Origin of the sequence: Shewanella sp. SM95 (assembly GCF_025653595.1) — a bacterium.
Lineage (GTDB): Bacteria > Pseudomonadota > Gammaproteobacteria > Enterobacterales > Shewanellaceae > Shewanella > Shewanella oncorhynchi.
This window is the reverse complement of the sequence record NZ_JAKKSE010000010.1, coordinates 63,576-88,757: the sequence shown is the minus strand read 5'-3', so window position 1 is coordinate 88,757 and position 25,182 is coordinate 63,576. Positions and strand designations below refer to the sequence as shown.

At 46.4% G+C, this 25,182-nt stretch carries 20 protein-coding genes; 7 read left to right on the top strand and 13 right to left on the bottom strand.

From position 1 onward, the window contains the following. Nucleotides 1-24 precede the first annotated feature (24 nt). From L5M29_RS12575 to L5M29_RS12565, 3 genes are all read right to left on the bottom strand, one after another. Nucleotides 25-579 (bottom strand): cache domain-containing protein, encoded by a 555-nt coding sequence (locus L5M29_RS12575; RefSeq protein WP_263168077.1) that lies wholly within the window; start codon nucleotides 577-579, stop codon nucleotides 25-27. Nucleotides 580-823: 244 nt separating this feature from the next. Further along, nucleotides 824-2,284, bottom strand: coding sequence for an aminoacyl-histidine dipeptidase (locus tag L5M29_RS12570; protein ID WP_263168076.1), 1,461 nt, complete (start codon nucleotides 2,282-2,284; stop codon nucleotides 824-826). 51 nt (nucleotides 2,285-2,335) lie between these two features. Continuing rightward, entirely contained in the window at nucleotides 2,336-2,512 is a 177-nt protein-coding gene (locus tag L5M29_RS12565; RefSeq protein ID WP_219250307.1) for a hypothetical protein, read from the bottom strand. On the opposite strand from L5M29_RS12565, the gene L5M29_RS12560 reads away from it, so the two are divergent. Both L5M29_RS12560 and L5M29_RS12555 read left to right on the top strand, forming a co-directional pair. Further along, entirely contained in the window at nucleotides 2,504-4,042 is a 1,539-nt protein-coding gene (locus L5M29_RS12560; RefSeq protein WP_263168075.1) for a leucyl aminopeptidase family protein, read from the top strand. The two genes, L5M29_RS12565 and L5M29_RS12560, sit on opposite strands and share 9 nt — an antisense overlap. 977 nt (nucleotides 4,043-5,019) lie before the next feature. Then, on the top strand, nucleotides 5,020-5,439 hold the full coding sequence (locus tag L5M29_RS12555; protein ID WP_263168074.1) for a hypothetical protein: 420 nt from the start codon (nucleotides 5,020-5,022) through the stop codon (nucleotides 5,437-5,439). Nucleotides 5,440-5,486: 47 nt separating this feature from the next. Here L5M29_RS12555 and L5M29_RS12550 read toward each other — a convergent pair whose 3' ends face one another. From L5M29_RS12550 to L5M29_RS12520, 7 genes are all read right to left on the bottom strand, one after another. After that, the gene (locus tag L5M29_RS12550) at nucleotides 5,487-5,831 is read right to left on the bottom strand and encodes a DUF2956 domain-containing protein (protein WP_173246420.1); all 345 of its coding nucleotides are present in this window, start codon (nucleotides 5,829-5,831) and stop codon (nucleotides 5,487-5,489) included. Between the two features lie 115 nt (nucleotides 5,832-5,946). Continuing rightward, nucleotides 5,947-6,786, bottom strand: coding sequence for a heme ABC transporter ATP-binding protein (locus L5M29_RS12545; protein WP_263168073.1), 840 nt, complete (start codon nucleotides 6,784-6,786; stop codon nucleotides 5,947-5,949). A gap of 10 nt (nucleotides 6,787-6,796) precedes the next feature. Further along, the gene (locus L5M29_RS12540; RefSeq protein ID WP_263168072.1) at nucleotides 6,797-7,813 is read right to left on the bottom strand and encodes a FecCD family ABC transporter permease; all 1,017 of its coding nucleotides are present in this window, start codon (nucleotides 7,811-7,813) and stop codon (nucleotides 6,797-6,799) included. A 65-nt stretch (nucleotides 7,814-7,878) separates the two neighbouring features. Next, on the bottom strand, nucleotides 7,879-8,850 hold the full coding sequence (locus tag L5M29_RS12535) for a hemin ABC transporter substrate-binding protein (RefSeq protein ID WP_263168071.1): 972 nt from the start codon (nucleotides 8,848-8,850) through the stop codon (nucleotides 7,879-7,881). Nucleotides 8,851-8,947: 97 nt separating this feature from the next. After that, nucleotides 8,948-9,385: an ExbD/TolR family protein gene (locus L5M29_RS12530; RefSeq protein WP_028761550.1), complete on the bottom strand. Its 438-nt coding sequence runs from the start codon at nucleotides 9,383-9,385 to the stop codon at nucleotides 8,948-8,950. Further along, on the bottom strand, nucleotides 9,382-10,137 hold the full coding sequence (locus L5M29_RS12525) for a MotA/TolQ/ExbB proton channel family protein (RefSeq protein WP_263168068.1): 756 nt from the start codon (nucleotides 10,135-10,137) through the stop codon (nucleotides 9,382-9,384). Before L5M29_RS12525 ends, L5M29_RS12530 begins: the two co-directional genes overlap by 4 nt. 136 nt (nucleotides 10,138-10,273) lie before the next feature. Next, the gene (locus tag L5M29_RS12520) at nucleotides 10,274-11,131 is read right to left on the bottom strand and encodes an energy transducer TonB (RefSeq protein WP_263168067.1); all 858 of its coding nucleotides are present in this window, start codon (nucleotides 11,129-11,131) and stop codon (nucleotides 10,274-10,276) included. A 349-nt stretch (nucleotides 11,132-11,480) separates the two neighbouring features. On the opposite strand from L5M29_RS12520, the gene L5M29_RS12515 reads away from it, so the two are divergent. The 4 genes from L5M29_RS12515 to L5M29_RS12500 all read left to right on the top strand — a co-directional run bounded on the left by L5M29_RS12515 (nucleotide 11,481) and on the right by L5M29_RS12500 (nucleotide 16,906). Then, nucleotides 11,481-13,571, top strand: coding sequence for a TonB-dependent hemoglobin/transferrin/lactoferrin family receptor (locus tag L5M29_RS12515; RefSeq protein WP_263168066.1), 2,091 nt, complete (start codon nucleotides 11,481-11,483; stop codon nucleotides 13,569-13,571). Nucleotides 13,572-13,606: 35 nt separating this feature from the next. Continuing rightward, nucleotides 13,607-14,188 (top strand): heme utilization cystosolic carrier protein HutX, encoded by a 582-nt coding sequence (hutX, locus tag L5M29_RS12510; protein ID WP_263168064.1) that lies wholly within the window; start codon nucleotides 13,607-13,609, stop codon nucleotides 14,186-14,188. A gap of 37 nt (nucleotides 14,189-14,225) precedes the next feature. Continuing rightward, nucleotides 14,226-14,783 carry a heme utilization protein HutZ gene (gene hutZ, locus L5M29_RS12505; protein WP_028761546.1) on the top strand — a complete coding sequence of 186 codons (558 nt, stop codon included), beginning with the start codon at nucleotides 14,226-14,228 and terminating at the stop codon, nucleotides 14,781-14,783. Between the two features lie 218 nt (nucleotides 14,784-15,001). Further along, entirely contained in the window at nucleotides 15,002-16,906 is a 1,905-nt protein-coding gene (locus L5M29_RS12500) for an ABC transporter transmembrane domain-containing protein (protein WP_263168063.1), read from the top strand. A gap of 74 nt (nucleotides 16,907-16,980) precedes the next feature. Here L5M29_RS12500 and L5M29_RS12495 read toward each other — a convergent pair whose 3' ends face one another. The 3 genes from L5M29_RS12495 to L5M29_RS12485 form a co-directional block, all read right to left on the bottom strand. Continuing rightward, nucleotides 16,981-18,582: an AMP-binding protein gene (locus L5M29_RS12495; RefSeq protein WP_263168061.1), complete on the bottom strand. Its 1,602-nt coding sequence runs from the start codon at nucleotides 18,580-18,582 to the stop codon at nucleotides 16,981-16,983. Between the two features lie 519 nt (nucleotides 18,583-19,101). Further along, a complete protein-coding gene (gene ccoG / locus L5M29_RS12490; RefSeq protein ID WP_263168060.1) occupies nucleotides 19,102-20,574 on the bottom strand; it encodes a cytochrome c oxidase accessory protein CcoG in 1,473 nt (490 codons plus the stop codon). Between the two features lie 172 nt (nucleotides 20,575-20,746). Continuing rightward, nucleotides 20,747-22,207 carry a sigma-54 interaction domain-containing protein gene (locus L5M29_RS12485; RefSeq protein ID WP_105250005.1) on the bottom strand — a complete coding sequence of 487 codons (1,461 nt, stop codon included), beginning with the start codon at nucleotides 22,205-22,207 and terminating at the stop codon, nucleotides 20,747-20,749. 369 nt (nucleotides 22,208-22,576) lie between these two features. Here L5M29_RS12485 and L5M29_RS12480 point away from each other — a divergent pair, with 369 nt between their 5' ends. Further along, entirely contained in the window at nucleotides 22,577-25,153 is a 2,577-nt protein-coding gene (locus tag L5M29_RS12480; RefSeq protein WP_263168120.1) for a TonB-dependent receptor plug domain-containing protein, read from the top strand. Nucleotides 25,154-25,182 lie beyond the last annotated feature (29 nt).

Genomic DNA, 25,182 nt, shown 5'->3' with positions numbered 1-25,182 from the left:
CCCATCACTGGCGTTCTCTGGTAATTAGAGTCCAAATTGATCTAGGTTGATCCCAATCGTGATAGCACCAATTGCAGCATCGCCATCTATCACTGGAATAGAAATTTGTACTAGATAGGCTTGGGAGCTCTCGTCAAATTTGACCGGACCTATGTGTTTATCGCCTTTGCCATTGGCGAAGGATTTTTGCCATTTATCCTCATCACCCTGCCAATAATCTGAAGTTTTACTGATCATGGCGACGTTCGCGCCTTGATTGTCCATGAGGAAAATTTCTTGGTAGTAAGGTTTGCTGGCTTCGAAGGTCGTGAGAAACTTAGCCGCTTCGTTGTTCATCAGGGATGACATAAAGTCATCAATACCTGCGGTGGCAATCCATTTTTCATCTAATGTTTTGATTGAATCTAAGCTTTTGCCTTGGGCATTTTGCGCTTTAACAGCATTCACCAGTACCACTTCTCTGCCTAATGGCATCAGTGAATCGGCTAGGTCTATAACGGCTTTGGGGACTTCTTCGGCGAAACTGAGGTTACTGCTGAGCAGTAGTGCGGCGGCTGACAAGATTTTACCAAATTTCATGATCTCTATTCCTTAAGGTCACAGTATTGAAGGGGAAAGCGGTTATCTCTAAAAGCGCGATAAGCAAAAATACGTTAGGGTCAGACAGAACAACTATAGTAGAAAATTCAAGTTATTCAGTTCTTTCATAAAAATTTTATCGATGGCATTTCTACACAAATAGAATCCGCGGTAAAAAATAAGGCCACATCTGACTTGAGCAGATGTGGCCTTGAATTGAGTGAGCTAGGGTAAGGTTAGAACATTAAGCCTTGACTGGAATGCGCTCGAGTACGGCTAATAATAATGTCCAATATTGGCCGACTGTGGTGATGTTCACCATCTCGTCTGGGCCGTGTGGATACCGAATCGTGGGGCCAATCGAGACCATATCCATTTCTGGATAAGGTTTCTTGAATAGACCACACTCGAGACCCGCATGGATCACCATGATTATTGGCTCTTTGTGGTAAATGTTTTGATAGGTTTCGCGCACTATTGCCATTACAGGTGAGCTGTTATCTGGCTTCCAGCCTGGGTAAGCACCGCTTAAATCGATATCGGCTCCGGCTAAGTTGGTCAGCGCAGTTAACATGCCTTCGACTTGAGTACGGCCAGAATCGATCAGCGAGCGGATAAGGCATAGGATAGTGACTTCTTCATCGTTAGTGCTGATAACGCCAACGTTGAGCGAGGTTTCAGTCACACCTTCGACTTCATCACTCATGCGGATCACGCCGTTCGGACACACATGCAGCAAATCGATCAGGGTATTTTGGCTGTTTTCGCTCATCACACGTTTTGGTGTTGGGATAGTGTTTAACACTAAACGCATATCGGGATCGGCAATGGCGAGTTCGGTGCGGATAAGCGCTTCAAACTCAGCGACTTTTTCGTTTAAGGCGCTGACGTTTTCTTCTGGCAACATAAAGCTGATGTTGGCTTCCCGTGGAATCGCATTACGTAGTGAACCGCCGCTAAATTGGGTCAGCTCTAACGCTAAATCATCTGCGTTTTCAAAGAGGAAACGCGCCAATAACTTGTTGGCATTGCCACGACCTAAGTGAATGTTCACCCCAGAGTGACCCCCTTTTAAGCCAGATAAGTGCAGGCTAAAGGCTGAGTAACTTTGCTCAGAGGCTTGCCACACCATAGGCAGGGTGATTTGAGCATCAACGCCACCGGCGCAGCCCATGTAGATTTCACCTTCTTGCTCTGAGTCGGTATTGATCAGAATGTCTGCGTCTAACATGCCAGCCTGTAAACCGAAGGCGCCTGTCATGCCCGCTTCTTCATCTATCGTCAGCAGCACTTCTAATGGGCCGTGCTTGATATCATCAGAGCCTAAAATGGCTAAAGCCGATGCCATGCCAATACCGTTATCTGAACCTAAGGTTGTACCCTTGGCTTTAACCCAATCGCCATCGACATAAGCTTCGATAGGATCTTTAGTAAAATCATGCACTTTATCGGCATTTTTTTGTGGCACCATATCGATATGGGCTTGAATAACCACGATTTTACGATCTTCCATACCCGGCGTCGCAGGTTTACGGATGATCAAGTTGCCAACGGCATCCTCAACGACGGCAAGTTGTTTGCTTTTAGCCCACGCTTGAATGTGCTGGCTTAAGGCTTGCTCATGCTTAGATGGATGGGGAATCGCGCAAATTTGTTCGAACCATTGCCATAATGGCTGCGGGTATAACTGACTTAAGGCTGTCACTTGAGTTTCCCTCATAAGGTCTTGTGGGTATAGGGCAAATTTGCGGCCATTCTACCACATTCTGTGCAGCCAAATAATCTCAGTGTCACAGGCTTTTGGTGAGCTGGCAGCCAAAGTTTCCAGTTCGATTTTTTCTGGGAGTGTCGGTAGCACTTTTAGATTGGTAATTAAGCGATAGAGCGGGAATAATGCAGGCACAATAATGAAAAAGGATGGGTCATGTTTCAAGTTAACTTCGTTGATGTAAAAGCAGAAAATGCCATTTTTGATGGTGAAGGCTGGGATGCGGTTGTGGTGGTGACGCCCGATCTGGATTCTATCGGTTTTGATGAGATAGGTTTATTGGCTCAGCACGGTGCCCACGTGGATAAGCGCGTGGGTAAGAGCCCGACATTACTGTTTGCCCCAGGCCTTGCGGGAGGGCGTTTGATCATTGCCCCTGTCACCCAAGTGAATGACGAGTATGTGGACGTGCGAGTCTATGCCAATGCTGCAAGGGCGGCGATTGCCATTGCAAAAGACGCAGGCGCAAAACGTCCATTGTTATATGTAGTGCCATCGAAGGACTCACGTTTTAGTTTTGCCTCTGAAGTCGCAGCATTAGCTTGCGGTCAAGAACTGTGGCAAACCTTAGAGCTGCGTGAAGCGACGGGCTTAACGCCTGCATTTGAGGCCATAGGGTTATTATCTTCATCAACCCATAACAGCAATTTGCTCAATGCCTTAGAAGCGGGCCGCGTATTAGCGCGGGATTTGTGTGGTACTGAACCTGAGCGCATGTCGGCTAAAGCCTTTGCGGACTATTGTCTGCAATCCTTAGCGGGCAGCGTGATCAAAACCGCAGTGGTAGAAGACAGAGATATTTTAGAGCGTGACTATCCGCTGCTCAGTGCAGTAGCGCGTTCCTCTTTTGCCGTCGGTCGTCATCAACCTCGGGTGGTGAAATTAGAATATCTGCCAGAGGGTGAAGTGACTCGCACTTTCCTGTTTGCGGGTAAGGGCGTGATTTACGATACCGGCGGCGCCGATCTGAAAGTCGGTGGTTCTATGGCGGGCATGAGCCGTGATAAAGGCGGCGCTTCTGCCGTGGCGGGTTTATTTAAAACTCTGTCAATGCTCAAGCCTAAAGGTATTCGAGTGATTGCCGAGTTAGGTTTAGTGCGTAACAGCATAGGCAGCGAAGCCTTCGTGACCGATGAAATTATTACGAGCCATGCGGGTGTGCGAGTGCGGATTGGTAATACGGATGCCGAAGGGCGCTTAGTGCTGGCGGATTTACTGAGCCATTTACGTATCAAAGCCGTGTCGGCGGTGAAGCCTGAGATGTTTTCGGTAGCAACACTCACAGGTCATGTCGTACGTTGTTATGGCAGTTATCCTGCGGCGGTTGAAAACTCAGTGGCGAGTTCACAGCAATGCGCTGTCACTTTACAGCAGCAAGCGACTCAATGGGGTGAACCCTTTGAAGTGTCTACATTACGCCCTGAAGACTTCGCTAAGATCCGCGATGTGTCAGGCGCTGCTGAAATATTATCTTCCAATAATGCACCATCATCGATTACCGCCCGTGGACATCAATATCCCGCGGCGTTTTTACTGAAAGCCTCTGGACTATTTGATCATGGGGTTAATGCCCCTATTCCCTTGGCTTACATGCACTTAGATATCGCAGGCAGTGCAACAGAAGGTGATCCGCTCTACGGCAAACCTACAGCGAGTCCGCTGGTGGGCTTGTATCAATATCTGATCAATCGCTAACGGGTAGGGCGTGTTGACGTTTCAGGGTTATTTTTGCAGCGAGTTGGCTGGCTTTTATGCAAGGTAAAGCCCGTGCGGTGTAGTTATTCTATATAAACGGGCGATAACGCAGCAGAAATGCCAGCCAAACGCTGCCCGAAGGGTTCGTCTGGCAAGCTCTTGCTCTTTGTCACTCGTCATTTGAGTAGAATAACTACACGTCACTCCTCGTTTTGCGATCACGAGCTTGCCAGAGCGAACAAAATTTAATCTCGAAACGTCAACACGCCCTAGTAACAAATAGAAATAATTCTGTAATATCTTATTTATTAGATATTTACAGGGTTATTTCTGTTTTTCTGTGAAGCAGGTCGCCATTAACCTCACTATAATTGTGTAATTTAATTACATTAAAAAGCCTTAATCAAAAAAAATACAAATAAAGGTTGTAATAAAACTACAAATCCATATAATTGTTTTCGTGGATTAGGCACTACGCCTTTCCTCTCTAGTCTATCCAGGATGGATATTTTTCTCCAAGGACCTGAGTGACAAGTCGTCTCAACGGATATGAGAATCTCTAGTTCCAAGGAACCGAGCCAAGCTTCACTAGAGTACTTAATCACAACTAATTTAGGAGTATTGACTATGTCTTATACAGGCAACAACCATATTTATTGGCAAAACACTTGGTTTAACACTGATGTTTTGCGTGGCGGTTTATTCGCCATGAGCTTTAAGGCCTAACCCTCCTTAAAGTTTGAGTTTCCATCATCCATCAACCTTTGTATCGCCTTTTTTGGCGTGTTTAGACTCAAGTAGCATATTGATGTTTTTGCATGAATATGCCAGGTTTTTCCCGCTAGCGCGGTAATGTACTTCCCCGAAAGGGACGCTTGAAATATGTCTTTGCCTGCTCATTGAGCAGGCTTTTTTTTTGTCTTTTTTTCGCTTAAGCATTTTACGGTTTTGCCTGATGTAATGAGCGTAAACGGTTCGTGTTAGAAGTGATGCGGTATGGACAACAAATGGATATGGGGTTCAATATACAAGCTATCGGCCTATCGCTTGTGAAACTTGTTACTCAGGGACTGTTTATGGACACTAAGCTGTTTTTTCAAAATGGTAAGTTAACACTGGATATCAACCCCAGTGAGATGCGAATGTCGCATTGGGTTTATGCGCCAGTGTTAATCAATACTGAAACGGCGGAAGTGCTTTTTGATTTATCAGGGAAGAGTTGGGATTTTCGGTCTGCAGAAGAAAGTGGTGATGACATCATTTTAAAGCTTGCCCGTTATCCTGATGCGAACAACGTATTTAGGCTCGTTCTGAATATATCAAAAGACCGAGCAAGCCTTAACGGTAATATTTTTTCAATTAATGATGTGTGTAAGGTATTAGAGGATATTGTCTAACAAGTGATATATGGATGTTTTAATTTTTATATATAAATCATAGATCTTTAATCTGCAAAGATATATGCGGCAAACCCTACCCAACTTAATAGTAAAAGCGTTATGGCAATCCAAGTCGCGGTGGTGAACTGACGTTGAGATTCGAATAATGCGTCTGAATCCTCTAGTTCATCAGTGTCATTAACTGTGCGAGATTTTGCTCTCAACTGTTGTTTACGTGCTTTATCCCGTTCGCGAGCTTTGGCTTTTTGCAGCTTTTTATATTCAGCTATGCCTTTTTCTATCCCTTGGGCAATGAGTTTAGTTTGCTCTTTGGTTTGTCCCGGCTTTTGGGTGGCTTTGGCTGCGACCAGTGCTTCTTGTTGAGTTTCTGTCGAGATAGTGGGTTTCATCTGGGCTCTGCCTAAATTAATGCGGCTGTGGCTAAAAGGTGATAGCTAAAAGTGTAAACGCAGCGATTATACCCACATTAGACCTCAAAAACGTAAGATGAATATCTTCTTTCCATTAAAAAATCAGTGGATGTCCACCCTGTGGGGCGGGGATATATACGGGCTCGTAGTCCCATACTTCCCTAATGGTATCAACCGACAGAGCATCGGATGGCGTGCCTTCACTGACGATTCGCCCTTGTTTTAACACAATTAATTGATCGCTATAGCGTGCGGCTTGGTTTAAGTCATGCAGTACTACTATTACAGTGTAGCCTTGTTGGTGAGCTAAGTTTTGGGCTAATTCAAGTACTCTGTGTTGCTGGGCAAGATCTAACGCCGATGTAGGTTCATCCAGTAATAGTACGGGCGGAAACGGCGATTGCCTGAGTTGAGTTAAGACTCTGGCGAGTTGGACTCGCTGTTTCTCGCCGCCAGAGAGGGTTGGATAGCTGCGCTTAGCCAGATGGGTTAAGCCCACTTGCGCCAGTTGCTCTGCAACTAACGCATCACCTTCTATCTTACTGATGGTTAAGGGATATAAACCCATTGCTACGACTTCTGACACAGTGAATGGAAAGGTGAGGCTGGCGTGTTGTGGCAGTACGGCTAAGGATTTTGCCAGCTCGCTCCTAGGCCAATCCGCCAGCTGGCTATGGCCTAGCCGTATACTTTGCCTTGGTGTGCTGATTTCTTGGCAAAGGGCTTTAAGCAGGGTGGATTTACCCGCACCATTTGGGCCGAGTAGGGCGGTTACTGCACCCGATTGAAACTGTACATTAATATCACTGAGCACGGTTTTTGGACCGATGCTGACATCGAGCTGACAAATGCTGAGCTCGGTGCGATCAAATTGCGCCTTGGCTGAATAAGTTGTCGATTGTGATGGTTGATTTACAAAGGATGTTGCAGCCATAAAAACTCGCTTAGATTAGCTTACTGCGTTGTTGCAGTAGTAAAAAGATGAAGAAAGGCGCACCGATGAGCGCGGTGACGAGTCCAACGGGTAACTCGGCAGGCGGTAAAAAAGCGCGCGCGCCGATATCGGCCAATGCCAATAGGGCTGCACCTAAAAGTGCGCTGATGGGCAGCAGTTGGCGATGATCTGGCCCTAACATCATGCGCACTAAATGCGGTACGACGAGGCCGATAAAGCCGATAATTCCTGTTGCAGCTACACTTACGCCAACCCCTAAGGCGCAAAGCAAAATAAGCCTAAGTTTGAGCCTATCGACATCTATCCCTAAGTGGCGTGCTTCGGATTCGCCAAGCAGCAAGGCATTGAGTGCCGCCGCATCTTGGTGAAATCGCCAACTCAGTAGCGCTAAGGTCACAAGACACAGACTGACATATAGCCACTGCGCACCTGCAATCGATCCCATTTGCCATAGGGTTAAGTCACGTAGCGCCATGTCGTTGGCAAGATACGTGAGAACACCTATTCCTGCGCCTGCCAGCGCAGCTATGGCAACACCCGACAAAAGTAATAATACGACCGATGTACCTGTTGGGTTGCTGGCGAGTCGGTAGACGATAAGGGTGGTCACTAATCCCGATGCAAACGCACTGATGGGGAGCATCAACGGATTCGCGTTGGGTAGCAGCACGATACAGATGGCTGCGCCAAGTGCAGCGCCGGATGACACTCCGATAATACCGGGATCCGCTAAGGGATTGCGAAAAAGCCCCTGCATTACCGCGCCGCACTGTGCGAGCGTAGCGCCTACTGCTAACGCCAGTAATGTCCGTGGTAAGCGCACATTGTTGATTACCAGTTGCTCGTGGGGCGCAATATTGCCGATATTTTGCTGGGTAGCCCAATTGAACACTGCATTTAGGGCGTCGACAAAGCTGATGCTAACAGGGCCAGTGCTGACCGAGAGTAAGCCGCTTAGGGCTAACAGTGTGACGAGACTCGGCCAGAGCCAGCGGTTGAGGAACATCTCAAATATCCTTTCTATTTTTATCTGGGGTTAATTAGTGTTAACTGTGCTCATCGCTGCGTCTGTTAATGGTTTTGCTTGAGCAATGTGCTGGCGAGCGTATCCGCGGCGCTTATGGCACTGATGCCTAAACCACCGAGAAGGGCTTGCGGTGCTAGTGTTTGAATATGGCCGTTTTCACCTGCTGGGGTATGGGCGAGTAGTGGCATCTCTTTCAACAGTTCTTGGGCAATTTGTGCATTGGTTTGATCTGTGGGTTTATCGCTACGCTTTGACAGCAAAATAATGTCGGGCTGTAAGGATAGAATCCCTTCTTGAGACATGCTTTTGTAGCCATCAAACTCGGCGATATTTTGTGCCCCAGACAGCTCGATAATAGTATCTGCGGCTGTGCCTTTACCGCCAACACGTGCACCGCGGCCTTCTTGTAACAGCATGAAGAGAATTTTGGGCTGAGAGCCCGCATCGCGCACTTGTTGTTTTTTACCCGCTAAGCTTTGCAGTTGTTGATGTAAATCTTGTTTTAATTTAACCGCATGTTCTTGGCGATTGAGTAAGTGACCTAAGGTATCCACATTGTTCATCAGTTGTGGTTCATCATTTGTTGCGGGTAATTGCACGACTTGGATATTCGCCTGTTTTAATACCTTTAGTGTGGTTTCAGGTCCCATCACATCTGAACCGACAACCAGCGTAGGGGAGAGGGCAATAATGCCTTCGGCGGAGAGCATTCTGTGATAACCAAGCTTAGCCACATGGCTCAAACTTTCAGGCACATAGCTGGTGGAGTCGATGGCAACTAGCTCATTGCCTGCGTCGAGGGCGAGCACGAGCTCTGTGACTCCTGTACCCGCACTCACGAGTCTTATCTCTGGCTCGGCACTCAGTTCAGCGCTAAAAACGCTTGAGGATAGTAAGGCCGTAAGTGCTGATGTGAAAAAAATAAATTTTTTCAATGCTTTATATGTGCGTCTATGTTGATAACGTTGAGCAATGGAACCTTTGTTTACTGGTATTTTAGTTGCTTGAAACAACATGGTTAAACTCCTAATACAACTTGTTCGCGACAGGCTTAGATGCCGTTTTTTGATGTCAGACTTTTGCTTTCTCGTTTAAATGGCTGGTTCGGATACGCTAATGCTCCATCAAAATTTGGGTCTGACTGATGGACTGCGTCTGCAACAGTGCAAGCAGTTGCATCAAAGGTTCCACTGGCGCGGCTTTGTCGGCGGCAATGACAACCGTCGCCTTCGGCATAGTCTGAAAATGTGCAGTAAATTCAGTGGTAAAAGTGGCTAAGTCATCAAACTCTTTGCCATCAATAGCCCAATAAGGCGCTGTTGCCATGATATTGATGGCAATTGTTTGTTTGTTGTCGATTGCCGTGATGGCCGAGCTTGGGCTTTGTGGCACATCTACCGGCAAACTTAATAATTGGCTATTTGCCGTCAGCAGTAAAAACACCAGCACGATAAAAATAATGTCGATTAACGCGGTTAAATCTAGGCTCGGAAGTTGCTCAGGCGAAGCAATGCCAGCCTGCGATAAGAATGGTTTATCTGCACTTATCATGTCTGTGGCTCAATTTGAGAATGGGGCTTGGATGCCAATTTTTGCTCGACGCTGGTTTTACTGACTCGGGTGAATGCATGGTAATGATTGGCATCAATTGAAATATCTTCGATACCCGCTAACCAGAGATTGAGTTGATTGAGCACATGCCCAGCGCGCAGGCATTGGCCTTGAGCCCAGATCCCAAAAAGATGGGCGGCGGTAATGGCGGGCACGGCGATCATGAGTCCGGCAGCTGTGGTGTTCATCGCAAGGCCCAGTCCAGCACTGAGTTGTGCTGGAGTGACGGGGCCTTGTGATTGCCCGAGTTGGGCAAACATTTCGATGAGTCCTAATACTGTGCCGAGCAGACCGAGCAGTGGACTAATGATGCCAATCACTTGTAAAACTTTGAGTCCGGCTTGCAAGTCGCGTTGTTGCTTATTGAGCCACAGACTGAGTAATTCTTCCCTTAGCACTTTTGGCTGGTGGACTTGTTTGAGTAACAAGGTCGCGCCACGGGCGAGTAAATCTTGCTGTGTGCTGGTTTGCACTAGCAGGGCGCTGACGTTTTCAGTGGTCGCCGCTGAGCTTGATTGACGCAATGCTTTTACCCAGGCCTGTTTTTGGGGCCAGATTGACAGCAGAGTTTGATGCAAAAACAAGGCGCTACGTTCAAGGCAGATCATCAAAGCTAAAAAAGCACATAACAACAAGGGCCAAGTCAGCACGCCGAGTTGAGTCTGTAGGGTTGAAAAATCAGTTACGGGCATTAAGCCTCTCCAATCTATTGAAAAATAAGTTTTATATGTAAGTTAGTAAAATAAAAATCAGGCTAGTTGTGCGGTGGCTAACACTCGACGAGCTAACTTCCCACGAGCTAACTTTTCAGTGGCAACATTGGGCCTGTTAGTTGAGCGCGAAGCGAATAGGCACTCTGACCTTATAATGACTCGCTAGCCTTTGCGCTGGCGCCGCAAATTGCCAGTTTTCAACTGCATCTAACGCGGCTTGATCTAACAGACTGAACCCTGAGCTTTTTACTAACGTCAGTGCCAGTTGCTCACCAAGTTCGTTAAACATCACTTCTATGGTTGCAGTGCCTTCTAGCCCTTTTTTACGCGCTATCTTTGGATAAGTCGGTTGCGGTGGTGCTGCAGCGAACAGCGGTTTTGCTAATTCCACTATGTTAGTTTGGGCACTGTCAGTTGTTACACTGGCTACATTTGGGGTCGCTTTTGCATCAACTTCGGCTGCGTTAGCGATTAAATCCATTTGTGCAGTTTTGGGTTCTGTTTGTTGTTCAACTTGTTCGAGTCGCTTATGTGCTAAAGCGCTTGGTTCTAAATCGTTCGTCGCTAAAGGAGCTGTATCCGGAAGATTGTTAGCAGTGGGTTTTGTTGCTGAAGATTTTTTTGCGAGTTGGCTGTCAATTCGTTGATCAGCTTTAGTTTTCGGGATAACCGCCTTATCGACAGATTCTGCTGTTGATACTTTTTGCACTGTACTGTTTTTTTGCACTGTACTGTTCACAGTTGCTACTTTGGTGTCTATTTGCTTGATGGGCTCTGCATTCGTGTTGCTTGCAGCGCTAGTCGCGGTAGAAAAATTAAGGGTGACAGTATTCGCGCTGGGAGTGAGTGATGCTTGATTTACGCTCGATGTTTGGGCGCTTGGCTGCATAGTCATAGCGGGTTGTGAGGCGATAACACCCGTCTGGATGGCAACCGTTAACGCGCCAAAGGCAAGATATCGTTTTGGTGTCACAGCAACCTCTTTTTCCAATGAAAGCCATTTTCCTAATTAAGATATCTCAATATAAACAAGATCGCAAATGATAATGATTTGCATTTGATCTATTTTGTTATCTCAGGTAGAGTGCCTGCAATAGCTCGAATGAGCGCTTAAAAAAGCAGCTAAACCGACAATTTATCCTACTTTATGGGGACTGATTACCTTGGGCTCGATCTGGAAGAGGCTCAATCTCAAAAGAGCCAAATCTGGAATGGATCATCTGGAACAGACTCAATCTCGAAAGGATTGGCGTCAGGAAAGAGAGTCTAGGCTCAGTATTAAATTGCACGGAAACACCTGAATATCACTTGAGGATGAAGAGATGAAAAAAAAGCCGTTAGTGATCGCCATGGCGATAGCACTGAGTGGTACGGCCCTAAGTTTTACGTTAGCGGCAGAGGAAAGTGTTAAGCCCGTTGTTCAACAGGATGCGAATAAAAAACTGGTCACGACTGAATTTGATGAAGTATTGGTGAGTGCAACACGCATCAGTGAAAAAGCCTCCGAAACCAGCCGTAGCGTGGCAGTGGTGGATGAAGAGCAACTTACGGTCGCCCAAGCATCATCAGTTGCTAATGCCCTTAAAAATGAAGCGAATATTACGTTGACCAATGGCCCAAGAGCGTCATCTCAAGGGGTTGAAATCCGTGGTTTAAGTGGCGATCGTGTGTTGCAAACAATTGACGGCGCAAGACAAAATACCAGCTCTGGTCACAGAGGGTCCTACTTTATGGACCCTGAGTTGCTCAAATCCATCGAAGTGCTGCGCGGCCCTGCCAGTAGCTTGTGGGGCAGTGGTGCCCTCGGTGGCGTCGTAGCGCAGAATACTAAGTCGGCACAAGATTTTTTAGCGCAAGATGAGACCTTTGGTGGCTATTTCAAACAAGGTTATGAGACCAATGGCTCCCGCACTAAAACCAGTGGTGCTATCTATGGTCAACAAGACAGCATCGATTGGTTACTCAATGGTTCCTATTACGATTCAAACAATATAAAAACCGGTAATGATGAAACTCTAAACAACAGTGCATCCCAAGGCAGCAGTGGTTTAGCTAAATTCGGTTGGCAAGCCGACGAGGCATCACGGTTAGAGTTATCTGCAAGAGCCAGCAAAAACAATGAATTAGTACCTAGTAATCCTTCTGCTGCTGTGAGTAGTTCAGTGCCTTTGGTGCGCCGCAAGACTGACGATCAAAACCTCACCCTAAACTATAGTCTCAATCCTGCTAATAACCCGTATCTGGATACTAAGATGCAAGTGTATTGGAACAGTACCGACTACGATGAAGACCGTATTACGAAAGGTCAGCAAGACAGTACTGAGTTCCGCACTGTGGGGATTAACCTTAATAACAGTTCGCGTTTAGGCAATACTCTGTTGACCTACGGGGTCGATGGTTTTCGCGATACCATAGAAACGACGCGTGATGATTCGGGCCAAGTGGGCCAGCGTCCAGAGAATATCGATGGCGAAACCACAGTATGGGGCGCTTTTACACGTGCGGATATCGAGCTGACTCAGACGTTAAATCTTGATGCGGGTCTGCGTTATGACAGCTTTAAAAATGACAGCCATAATCTCAACTTATCCTCAGATGACAATGAGTTATCACCATCGCTTGGCTTGGTGTGGCAGACTCAGCCTTGGTTGACCTTAAGTGCCCGTTACGATCAAGCCTTCCGCGCACCTACGGTAGAGGAAATGTTCTCCAGCGGCACCCATTATTGCATCCCGCCAATCCCCGGATTTTTACCCCAAGGTTTATGTAACACCTTCGCGGTGAATTCGGATCTAAAAGCAGAGACTGCGCGCAATAAAGAAATCAAAGCGGACTTACGTTTCAGTGAGTTAGCGGGTGATGATGAACTGGCGCTAACGTTTAACGTTTTCCGTAACGATGTGGACGATTTTATCGTGCAGCAAGTGTCTAATCCTTGGCGTGGCATTCCTGGATTCGAGCAAACGACCTCATGGAATAACGTTGAAGATGCACGTTTAACAGGTTTTGAAATTAGCGGTCGTTACCGTATTGGCCAAACTCGTTTAGCGATGAATTACGGCCAAACCCATGGCGAAGATCGTCAAACGGGCGATGATATAGAAAATATACCTGCCAATAAGTTCAATGTCGATTTATCCCAAGGCATTATGGAAGGCGACATGAAACTGGGCACTCGCGTCACTTATGTGGCGACGCAGTCGAATACGCCTGACGGCTTTAAAGTGGCGAAATACGACGATTACACCCTATGGGATGTGTATGTAGCGTGGGAGCCGACTATGGGCGCGATGGCGGGTGTGAGAGTGGATTTCGCAATCGAAAATATCGGCGATGAAAAGTACCAACAGGCGTGGCAAACCTTGTATCAACCGGGTCGTAATATGAAGTTGTCGGCGCGCTATATGTTCTAAGCCACTCAATAGTCACTACCGTTGGAGACAGTAAAATGAAGATGACACTCGATACCGAGCTCGATGTCGCGCCAGATTTAAGCTCTGAGCAACGTCAGCTAAGTGAGCAACAGGCGCAATTGCGGCAACGATTTGAACAACAAGCTGATTTAATGCCAGCCCAGCTCGCCAGTGAATTAGGCATTGCCGAGCTTGAAGTGGTTGCAGCGCTGCCGCCCGAACAAGTGGTGTTTGTTCCGTTAACTCAGCTCGATACATTACTGCAAGCCTTACCCAAATGGGGAAAGTTAACCACTATTGTGATGTTATCTGGCAGCGTATTTGAATTTAAAGGAGATTTCCCCGAGGGAAAATACGCCCACGGTTATTACAACCTCTACAGCAAGGGGGACGGTTTGCATGGTCATCTCAAATTAGATGCCATGAGTGGTATCGCTTTGATCAGCAGACCTTTTAGAGGCAGCGAGAGCCATTCGATTAACTTTTTCGGCAGTGAGGGTGAGGTGGTGTTCAAAGTGTATTTAGGCCGTGATAAACAAAGAGCACTGTTTCCTGAGCAAGTTCGCCAATTTAAAGCGCTCGCGACTGCCTTTGCCTCGGTGCAATCACACCTCTGAATTGCAGCATTAACAAAAGTATTAAGGAAAACAGCAAATGAAGCCTGAAATTACCGAACAAGAACAGCGTCTAAGAGACAAACTCTTACCCGAAATCGAAGCCTTTAAACAGCAGCGTGAGACCTTGCAACTGGCCACCATTGGTACAGATGGCCAGCCGAATGCGAGCTATGCGCCCTTCGCTCTGGCTGATGATGGTTTTTATATTTTGGTGAGTGACTTAGCCCGTCATGGTCATAATTTAAAGCACTCATCTAAGGTCTCTGTGATGTTAGTTGAAGACGAAACTGCGGCCAAATCGGTTTTTGCCCGCAAGCGTTTAACCTTCGATGCGATTGCCGAGGCAGTGCCTCGCGATACGCCCGCCTTCAGTAAAGGTGTTGGAGTGTTATCGGCACGTTTTGGCGAAATGTCCGATAACCTTGCGGCGTTAACCGATTTTAACTTATATAAGCTCGCGCCCCATCAGGGTCTTTACGTCAAAGGTTTTGGCCAAGCGTTTAGCCTGAGCGGCGCAGAGTTGTTAGATGTGGATTGGAAGCGCGATGGCCACCACGGCACGCCAAAAACGCCGGAAAACAAGCAAGTCGCTTAAGCCGCGTCAAGCTATTGTAATAAAACAAACCCGCACTCGCTGCGGGTTTGTTTTATGCTTTTCTTTTGAGTAAAACCACACAGCCCTTGAATTCCACTGCAAGAGGTAGCATCTCACTTATATGCTTTAAGTCATGCTGCGCGGTTAACGGCTGCAGATGATCCCATTCATGCTGATGTTATATTTGAATTGCCTTACCTACCTCAAGGATGCCACCCGTGACCGAGCCTACAGCTGAACTCGCCAAATCTTCCGAACCCATTAAAGCGGGGGCTGAGCCATTGCCCGAAAAGTTAATTCCAGTCACGTCTACAACAAGCGCTGATACATCAAAGGCTAAATGGACCTCGGCGCAGCAAAGATCGGTATTGCCTTGGATTATGGGTTTTCTTAAACCCTACAAACTGAAAGTTGTCGCGGCGATTATCTGCTTGATGATAGGGTCGCTCGCTTGGTTATCATTGGGCCAAGGTGTGCGCTTGATGGTCGATGAAGGCTTTGTAAGGGATAATGCGCAGCGGCTGAATGAAATCATACTGTTAGTGCTCGGAATTACCGCCGTCAGTGGCACAGCTGTGTTTTGCCGCTTCTACTTGATGACTTGGCTTGGCGAGCGGGTCAGCGCCGATATTCGTCTAACGGTTTACAATCAACTACTTAAACTCTCTCCCGCCTTTTACGCTAAGGTACGCACTGGTGAAGTGATCTCCCGTTTTACCGCCGATTCTACTTTGCTACAAACTGTGGTGGGTTCGAGTCTTTCCATGGCGCTGCGCTCTAGCGTAACTGTGCTTGGTGGTTTAGTCATGATGGGTATCACTAGCGTTAAGATGACATTGCTGGTGTTGTTGGCTGTGCCCTTAGTGTTAGGGCCGGTGATCTTTTTTGGTCGCAAAGTACGTGTGTTAGCACGGGAAAGCCAAGATAGGGTTGCTGATCTCGGCGCTTATGTTGATGAAACACTACATGAAATTCATACGGTACAAGCCTATGGGCATGAAGATAAAGACCGTAGCTTGTTCAATCGCCGCGTCGAAGATGTCATGTCTGCGGCCAGTGGCCGGATCCGTTACCGTGCCTTATTGATCTCAACCGTGATGTTTTTAAGTATCGCCGCAATTGCTATGGTGACTTGGGTCGGTGCCCACGATGTGATGGCGGGTAAGATGACGGGCGGTGAGTTATCTGCCTTTATGTTTTACGCTGTGATGGTCGCGGGCGCAGTAGCGACCATTAGCGAAGTGATAGGCGAGATCCAGCGGGCTTCTGGCGCCGCAGAACGTTTAATCGAACTGGCTGAAACACAAGTGGATATTCCCGTTGCAACTCATCCTGTGAGTTTACCCGCCAAGGTCAGTGGCGAGTTAATGATTGAAGGACTCAATTTTGCCTATCCAGAGCATGATGCCTTAGTGCTAAAACAGCTCAATATGGCTATTGCTGCGGGTGAGCGGGTCGCCTTAGTGGGGCCAAGTGGCGCGGGTAAAAGTACCTTGTTCCAGTTATTGCAACGCTTTTACGTGCCTAGTGCTGGCAGTATTCGACTGGAAGGTATTGATATTGCTAATCTTCTTCCGCAGGAGTTGCGGTCGCAGTTTGCTCTAGTGCCGCAGGACTCGGTGATTTTTGCGACTAGCGTACTTGAAAACGTGCGTTATGGTCGAGTCGATGCCACCGAGCAAGAAGTGATAGATGCCTGTATTGCGGCCCGTGCCCACGAGTTTATTAGCGAGTTTACTGAAGGTTATCAAACCTATTTAGGTGAGCGTGGTGTGCGGCTTTCTGGTGGACAAAAACAACGTATTGCCATTGCGCGGGCGATTTTAGCCGACAGACCGATATTGTTACTCGATGAAGCGACCAGCGCCTTAGATGCGGTGAGCGAGCAGAAAGTGAAGCAAGCGCTGGAAGTATTGATGGCGGGTAAAACGACTTTGATTATTGCTCACCGTCTATCGACAGTAATCAATGCCGATAGGATTTTTGTGTTTGATAAGGGCGAGATTGTCGCCTGCGGTCGCCACCAAGAGTTGATGCAATCTAATGCGTTATATCGTGAATTTGCCAGTTTGCAATTGTTAACCGAAGAGGCCAATGCCAGCGCCTTGAATGAGACCGTGTAGGTAAAATAAAACCCAGTTGCTAGCTTAACGCTTAAGCTAGCTCACTGGGTTAGCTTTGTCTTTAAATGCGTTTTTTAAGCTTTATCTTTTAGCTCGCGGCGCAGAATTTTACCTACGGTACTTTTAGGTAATTGCGCCATAAATTCAATGATTTTTGGCAATTTATAGGCGGTTAACTGCTCGCGGCAATAGGTTAGAATAGCCTCTTTAGCCTGTTGATGATCTTGGCTATCATCCTTAAGCACGATAAAGGCTTTAACCGCTTCGCCCGAGTGTTCATCTTTTACTCCCACCACGGCGCATTCGATCACACTTGGATGGCTCGCCAGCACGTTTTCCACCTCGTTGGGATAGACATTAAACCCTGAAACTATGATCATATCCTTTTTGCGATCCACAATTTGATGGAAACCTTCCGCTGTTGCTATGGCAATGTCACCGGTTTTAAAGAAACCTTCTGGAGTCATAGCGTTGGCAGTTTCTTGCGGATTATTCCAATACCCCCGCATGACTTGTGGGCCGCGTGCGGCTAATTCTCCCGCCGTACCTAAGGGCACTTCAATGTCGTTTTCATCTAAGAGTTTAACCTCAGTGCCAATCACAGGTTTACCAATAGTGCCTAGTTTTTGATAACCGGGTGCATTGAGTGAAATCACTGGCGAAGTTTCAGATAGCCCATAACCTTCGCTGATCATGTTGCCTGTGGTTTGTTGCCAAATATTCGCCGCGGCGGCCGTCAGTGCTGTGCCGCCCGAGATGGTGATTTTTAAATGGCTAAAATCGAGTGCTTTAAACTCGGGTTGATGGCATAGGGCGACAAACAGAGTATTGAGTCCTGCAAATCCAGTGAAGGGATATTTGGCGAGTGTCTTAATTAAGCCACTAATATCCCGTGGATTTGGAATTAATACCGAGCAGCCGCCACACTCGAAATACAGCACTAAGTTCACCATAAACGCATAAATATGGTAAATCGGTAGCGGTGCAACGAAGATATCTTCCCCTTCGGTGATCACGCTCGCGATGCGGGATTTTACCTGCGCCGCATTAGCGAGCATATTGCCGTGGGTCAACATGGCACCTTTAGATAATCCAGTGGTGCCGCCCGTATATTGCAACGCCGAGAGGTCGTCGAGATTTGAGATAAATCGGCTAAAGGGGAGTTCTGCCCCTTGTTTTAAAATTTGGCAAAACTCCACATTCTTCAGGCCTGTCTTAGGCTGTACGTGCGGATCGATCAAATCTAAAGGGTGGGTTGAAATGACGTATTCTATTTTGGTGCTGTCGATGACTTTGGCTAAGGTCGGTAATAGATCGGATAACACCACGATCGCTTTGGCACCAGAATCATTGAACTGATGGATGAGCTCACGCTCGGTATATAGGGGATTAGTGTTAACTAAGATAAGCCCAGCCCTGATTGCGCCGTAGGCCGCGATGACAAATTGGGTGATATTAGGCAATTGAATGGCGATGCGATCGCCCGGTTTGAGTGTGGTCTTATTTTGTAAATAGGCGGCAAAGTAACGAGAATCGCGTTCTATCTCGTTAAAACTGCTGGTTTTACCGAGACAGGCATAGGCGGGTTTATCACCGTAACGCAGGCTGGTTTTCTCGATCAGATCGACCAGTGATGAGTAGTTTAGTTTGAGTTGAGAGTCTTGATCGTATGCCATGCTGAACTACCTCAAAGATGATGTTTAGTTGTTATTATTTTGGAGTTAAACAGGTGTTTAGATTAGAGGGTGTTAGCACTAGAGGTCAATGCTTATCGCGAAAAACATCTTTATGCCAATAACGGTATCTTTATGTAACAAATAGTATTTTTACTCTAAAGCTGAGTGCTTAACTATAGCTTAGTTATCTTAGAAGCTTAGTTATCTAATGAACCACAAAACCTAAATAAGAGTTGAAGGAAAGATAATTTAAAATTTGTAACCGTTATGTTTCTAAGGATTGAGATTGAATGTGCTCAATTTGCTTTGTCTATGCGCCGTTTAACGGGGAAATTTTCAGCTTTGTAGGTTTTTAAGGTTTTATTCCGATGTATGAGACGTTAAAGATCAGGTTGTCATTTGGGGATGAATTTCTGCCTTTAACCGGCGCTTGAGTTGATTCCTCAAGCGCCGATTGGCTAGTTAATTTGATGATGACCAATGTTACGGTAACTCATATTAAGCGCTAAAAGCTTAGTGCTAAGGACTGAAGAATCCGGTTTCTTGGCTTACTTGTTGTGTTGGCTGTTTAACATCCGTCACCGAGAATTGGATAATTTTGCGCCCCGAGGGGATAGCATCCTTATCGGCTAATACAGTGACGGGATAGTCGACTTGTTCACCCGCTGCCAAGGTAATAATAGGATCGGCAATCAAGCTAAAGGGCATTTCACTGTCGACGGCGAGTTGATATTGCTTAGTATCTTGTGTCTTGTTGCGGATCTTCAGCTGATAGGTATTTTCAACTTTATTATCCGAGGTTTCACGGTACAAGCTTTGGCGATCACGGATCACGTTAAGCTGGATCTCGCTGCGGCTATTTAAGTCTAACCCTATGACGATAAACATGATAATGACCGCTGCACCGTAACCTAAGAAACGCGGCGAGCGCCAATAGGAGTAATTCACTCCCTTAAGATCATTTTCACTCATATAGCCGATAAGATTCTGCTTGTAATCGAACTTCAACATAGTCTCATTACAGGCATCGACACAGGCGCCGCAGTTGATGCACTCATATTGCAAGCCGTTACGAATATCTATCCCTGTCGGGCAAACTTCGACACACAAATTACAGTCAACACAGTCACCTAAAGTATGGTTATCTTGATTGTTCTCTTGTTTACGTTTGCGAGGGCCACGGGCTTCACCGCGCTGTGCATCATAGGTCACGGTTTTAGTGTTGGCATCGAACATCACAGCTTGGAAACGTGAATAGGGGCAGCAATGTAAGCACATTTGCTCGCGCATCCAGCCCGCATTGAGATAAGTACAAATGGCGAAAAACCACACCCAGCTTGTCACCCAGAAGCTGGCATTACCCGTCAAGATGTCCACATAAAGTTCGCGGGCGGGAATAAAATAACCGATAAAACCACAGCCAGTGAGCAGAGCTGTTAGACCCCAAAGTAAGTGCTTTGCACTTCTTTTACCGATTTTACTGCTAGTCCAAGGGGCTTTATCGAGCTGCTTACGTTTATTACTGCTGCCTTCGATGCGCGTTTCTATCCACACATAGATAAAGGTCCACGCCGTTTGTGGGCAAAGGTAACCGCACCAAACACGGCCCCAAAATACGGTAATGAAAAACAGACCGAAGGCGGCGGCGATAAAAATCCATGCCAGCAAGGTAAAGTCCTGTGGCCAGAGCGTGATACCAAAGAAAAAAAACTGTTGTTGGCTGATATCTAACAGTATTGCTTGGCGGCCATCAATAGAGATAAACGGCAGGGCGAAAAACATCACGATCAATAGGCTATTCATCATGGTTCGCAGGCGCTGAAAATCACCTTTTTGCTCACGGAAATGGATATTGCCAGAGGGGAGACGACTCTTTGCTGCGGTTTCAGTAGAGAGATTTTTAACCGGAATGTGTAGCTCCACTGAGGCAGGTTTCGCGCCCACACTCTTATTTACACTTGGAGAATTTGGGGTAACTTCGCTCTTTGGCATAAAGGGTCCTAACGGCTTAAATAAGATTCGCCTCCCTATAGCAAGCGCTAGGCCAAGTTTTAATTGGCTCAACATATTGATATTTATAATTATTTTGTGATTGGAACTAGATGGAGGACACGATATATCACACATTGGCGATATATCACGTTTTTAGTGTACTCGTTTTGAATTAGATTTCACTCGATTGACGCTGGATCCCCAGTTTTTTCATTCGCGATCTCAGTGTACTTGCGGGCACACCGAGGACATTTGCTGCGCCGAGTGGGCCGGATATGCGCCAGTTTAAGCGCTTAAGGGTTTGTTCTATATGCAGCGCTTCCGCTTCCGCTAAGGTTTGCCCTTGGGTTTGAGCTAAGGGATTATTGCTCGGCATAGCGTGGATCTGCAGAATATCTCCTTGGGATAGAATGGCTTCGCGTTCGAGGATATTTTGCAGTTCGCGCACATTGCCCGGCCAAGTATAAGCCATGAGTTTTTGTAGCCCTTTTTGGCTCACTCCACGGATTTTTTTACCTAGCTTACGATTCAAGTTGTGCAGAATATGGCTGACGAGTTCGGGAATATCTTCGATTCTTGCGCGCAGTGGTGGTACTTGAATAGGGAATACATTCAAACGGTAATAGAGATCCATCCTAAATAATCCCTGTTCGACTCGCTTGAGTAAATCGTGGTGACTGGCGGCGACTAAGCGAATATCCACTTGAATGGTTTCGCTGCCACCGAGACGTTCAAAGGATTGTTCTTGGATGACTCGCAGTAGTTTTGATTGGGCTTCTAAACTGAGTTCAGCGACTTCGTCGAGGAACAGTGTGCCTTGATGAGCAAGTTCGAAGCGACCTTTACGGCGGCTCGTGGCGCCAGTAAATGCCCCCTTCTCGTGACCAAAGAGTTCACTTTCTAGTAAAGATGCCGAAAACGCGGCACAGTTGACACTGATCATGGGTTTATCTTTGCGGCGACTGAGCTGATGTAAGTTACGGGCAACGAGTTCTTTTCCTGTGCCATTTTCACCACAAATGAGCACAGTACTGTCGGTATTGGCCACCATGTGCAATTGCTGGATCATATGGCGGATCACTGTACTAGCACCCGAAATATCCACATCACCCGTTTTATCTGCCAGCTCTGCCTGTAGATAATGATTTTCAGAGGCGAGTCGCTCCGAGAGCGCTTGTACTTGGGCTAGGGCTTGGCGTAATGACTGCTCTGTTTGTTTTTGAATACTAATGTCGCGAAATATCGCGACTACGCCAATCAGTTGATTGTCACGGTAAACAGGGGTGGAACTGTAATGAACGGGGAAGCTACTGCCATCTTTACGCCAAAATACATCGTGGGTAATTTCTCGGGTGATACCATCCTTTAAGGTGTTGTAAATTGGACAATCCTCTTGGGGATAATGACTGCCATCTGCATGGCTGTGATGATGGCAGTTATGGATGTTTTTACCGAGTAGCTCTTCATTCTTCCAACCTGTCATGCGTTCGGCTGCCGGATTGATAAACACCGCATTACCGCTTAAATCAAATCCATAAATACCTTCGCCGACAGCGTTGAGCAGTAACTGGTTTTCCGGTAAGAAATGCTTATCTATCGATTTTTCATTATTGACTGAAATCTTATTGGTCATCTGTCTTACTCTGGTTTTGGCGGTATTTTCTGAGTATACCTTAAGTCCTGTGACGCGATATATCGTGTTTTTGATTATGCCCTTTAAGCATTTTTTCTTTGGTAATTTTTCTGCTCACACTTTTTGCCGTTCGAGTACATTTTACTTGATGCCATCCTCTAAAAAATATTTTCATCTAAGAAATTGATATAAAAGATAAATGACTAATATTCATTCAAAAGTCTGATTTAATATTGGATATTGTTTAATTTATGTTATAAAAATGTTTTTGTAATGTGATTTTGCGTTGACCGTGGTAGCAAGGTTTAGGGAAGAGAATCGCACAAAGCAGGTCAGGTATTCTAAAAATAATAAGCAGTTGGGATGAATATGATGACCTCAAAGAAGCAGAAGTTTGGATTAAGTGCAGTGAGTTTGGCGATTACTCTAGCCTTGTCTGGTAGTTTAATCAGTCCGCAGGCAATAGCAGAAGAAGATGAGACGGCTGTTAAAAATGAGAACGTTGAAAAAATTGCAGTTGTAGGGTCCCGTGCTGCGCCACGCTCAATCGGCGATTCCCCCGTTCCTATTGATATTATTAGTAGTGACGACCTTAAAAAGAATGGTTCGACTGACATGATTGATATGTTAGTGACTTCGGTGCCATCGTTTAACTCACGCGCTCAACCCATTAGTGATGCAGCAACCTTAGTTCGTCCCGTTAATTTACGGGGTTTGCCATCAGACAGTACGCTAGTGCTAGTCAACGGTAAGCGTCGTCACCGTGCATCTGTGATTGCGTTCCAAGGTGGTGGTATTAACGATGGCGCTCAAGGTCCTGATATCTCAGTTATTCCTGGTTCTGCATTAAAGCAAGTTGAAGTGTTGCGCGACGGCGCTGCGGCGCAGTATGGGTCGGATGCGATTGCCGGAGTCATGAACTTTGTTTTAAAAGATAATTCCGAGGGTGGTTCCATCACTGTGACCCAAGGAGAATATTACGAGGGTGATGGTGCTACGACTACGGTTGAAGGTGATGTCGGTTTACCTGTGACTGAAAATGGCTTCGTCAATTTAAGCTTCCAGTATAAAAATGCTGACTCCACTAGCCGTAGTGTGCAGCGTCCTGATGCGGCTAACTTAGCCGAGCAGGGTAATACCGCGATCAATGACCCCGCTCAAGTGTGGGGTAATCCTGAGATTAATGATGACTATTCAGTGTTCATCAACTCAGGCTTAGACATTAATGCCAACATGCATGCTTATGCCTTTGGTAATCTGTCTTCCCGCGATGCTGTGGGGGGCTTCTACTATCGTTATCCACAAAATCGTAGCAACGTGTATTCCAATGATGGTGGCCAGAATTTACTTGTGGGTGCTGTAAATGGTGATCCATCAACATGTGGACTCGTACCTATCCCTAAAAATGCTGATGGAAGTGACGGCAACGTACTCGACACTGATGCATACAAGGCGATGATTGCCGACCCAAATTGCTTTGCTATGAACCAGATATTTCCAGGTGGCTATACGCCACAGTTCACTGGCACCATTGAAGATATGTCTTTCTTCGCAGGTGTAAAAGGCGATATCGGTGAATGGAATTATGATTTTAGTGCTGGTACTGGGGCGAACAAAGCCAGTTTTGGTCTTAAAAATTCGTTGAATCCATCACTGGGATTAGATACCCCGACGGATTTCGATACGGGAGCTTATGAGCAAGTTGAAACTACCGTTAACCTCGATTTCTCGCGCTTCATAACCTTAGGAGGCATTGAAGACATTAGTTTTGCTTCTGGTTTTGAATGGCGAAATGAGTCGTTTGAGATTTCTCAAGGTGATGAAGCCTCGTGGATTGCTGGCCCTTATGCTAGTCAAGGTTTCAACATTGGTGCGCATGGTTTTAAAGGCTTTGGCCCAGAGTCTGCGGGTAAAAACTCACGTCATAACATAGGTATTTATACTGATTTAGAAGCTTATTTAAGTGATGACTGGTTACTCGGTTTAGCACTGCGCTACGAAGACTTTTCAACCTTTGGTGATACGTTAAATTACAAATTGACGTTGCAGTATTCTGCAACGGATGAATTGTCGTTCCGCGCCTCACACAGCACCGGCTTTCGTGCACCAACCGTGGGCCAAGAAAACGTGGTGAATACCCAGACATCGATTATCGAAGGTGAACTGATCCAGACCTTTATTGCCCCCCCAACCGATCCGCTTGCGGCATTCTATGGCGGAGAAGTGCTAAAGCCTGAAGAGTCAATAAGCTATGCGTTAGGTGCTGTATATGAATACGAAAGCTTTTTCTTAACGGTCGATTATTACAACATTGGCGTAGAGGGCCGTATTGCGCAGTCGAGTAAGATTGATGTTGAAGCTAAAGACTATGATGCGCTGCGGGCTGCGGGCGTTGAGTTCCCTGAGTTGATCCAAGGCGTGAGTTATTACACCAACGACTTTGATACTACCACTCAAGGTATCGACATCGTCGCCTCCTATGATGCGGAAATCCTATCGGGTAATGCTAAATTCAGTCTTGCCTATGGTTGGACCGATACCAGCGTTGATAAGTTTGATCTTAAAACGACCGATGCGGGTAAAGTTCGTCGATTAGAAGATGGTATCCCAGCGCACCGTGCCACCTTAACTTGGGCACAGTCATGGGACAAGGTAACCCTGTCACTACGTGGTAACTATTTTGGTGAGTACTATGCGACTCACGCTGATGATACCTCTGACTGGGGCTCTGAAATGGCTGATGCTGCAGTGACCGTCGATCTTGAAATGAGCTATCAATTACTTGATGGCTTAACCCTGGCGGTGGGGGCTAATAATCTATTTGATCAAGAAGCGCAAAAGCTGAAAGAAGGGACCTTGGGTGAACTCGGTGGCGTTTATTATGAAAGTGGGCCATTCGATTACAACGGCGGTTTCTACTATGGTCGAGTGAATTACCGTTTTTAATGAGTAAGCCAATTTATAGAAGCGATTTC

Bases quoted from the DNA above. Each gene is read 5' to 3' on its own strand.
- L5M29_RS12575 (WP_263168077.1), bottom strand. From the start codon at position 579: ATGAAATTTGGTAAAATCTTGTCAGCCGCCGCACTACTGCTCAGCAGT.
- L5M29_RS12560 (WP_263168075.1), top strand. From the start codon at position 2,504: ATGTTTCAAGTTAACTTCGTTGATGTAAAAGCAGAAAATGCCATTTTT.
- L5M29_RS12550 (WP_173246420.1), bottom strand. From the start codon at position 5,831: ATGAAACCCACTATCTCGACAGAAACTCAACAAGAAGCACTGGTCGCA.
- L5M29_RS12545 (WP_263168073.1), bottom strand. From the start codon at position 6,786: ATGGCTGCAACATCCTTTGTAAATCAACCATCACAATCGACAACTTAT.
- L5M29_RS12540 (WP_263168072.1), bottom strand. From the start codon at position 7,813: ATGTTCCTCAACCGCTGGCTCTGGCCGAGTCTCGTCACACTGTTAGCC.
- L5M29_RS12535 (WP_263168071.1), bottom strand. From the start codon at position 8,850: ATGTTGTTTCAAGCAACTAAAATACCAGTAAACAAAGGTTCCATTGCT.
- L5M29_RS12530 (WP_028761550.1), bottom strand. From the start codon at position 9,385: ATGATAAGTGCAGATAAACCATTCTTATCGCAGGCTGGCATTGCTTCG.
- L5M29_RS12525 (WP_263168068.1), bottom strand. From the start codon at position 10,137: ATGCCCGTAACTGATTTTTCAACCCTACAGACTCAACTCGGCGTGCTG.
- L5M29_RS12515 (WP_263168066.1), top strand. From the start codon at position 11,481: ATGAAAAAAAAGCCGTTAGTGATCGCCATGGCGATAGCACTGAGTGGT.
- hutX (WP_263168064.1), top strand. From the start codon at position 13,607: ATGAAGATGACACTCGATACCGAGCTCGATGTCGCGCCAGATTTAAGC.
- hutZ (WP_028761546.1), top strand. From the start codon at position 14,226: ATGAAGCCTGAAATTACCGAACAAGAACAGCGTCTAAGAGACAAACTC.
- L5M29_RS12495 (WP_263168061.1), bottom strand. From the start codon at position 18,582: ATGGCATACGATCAAGACTCTCAACTCAAACTAAACTACTCATCACTG.
- ccoG (WP_263168060.1), bottom strand. From the start codon at position 20,574: ATGCCAAAGAGCGAAGTTACCCCAAATTCTCCAAGTGTAAATAAGAGT.
- L5M29_RS12485 (WP_105250005.1), bottom strand. From the start codon at position 22,207: ATGACCAATAAGATTTCAGTCAATAATGAAAAATCGATAGATAAGCAT.
- L5M29_RS12480 (WP_263168120.1), top strand. From the start codon at position 22,577: ATGATGACCTCAAAGAAGCAGAAGTTTGGATTAAGTGCAGTGAGTTTG.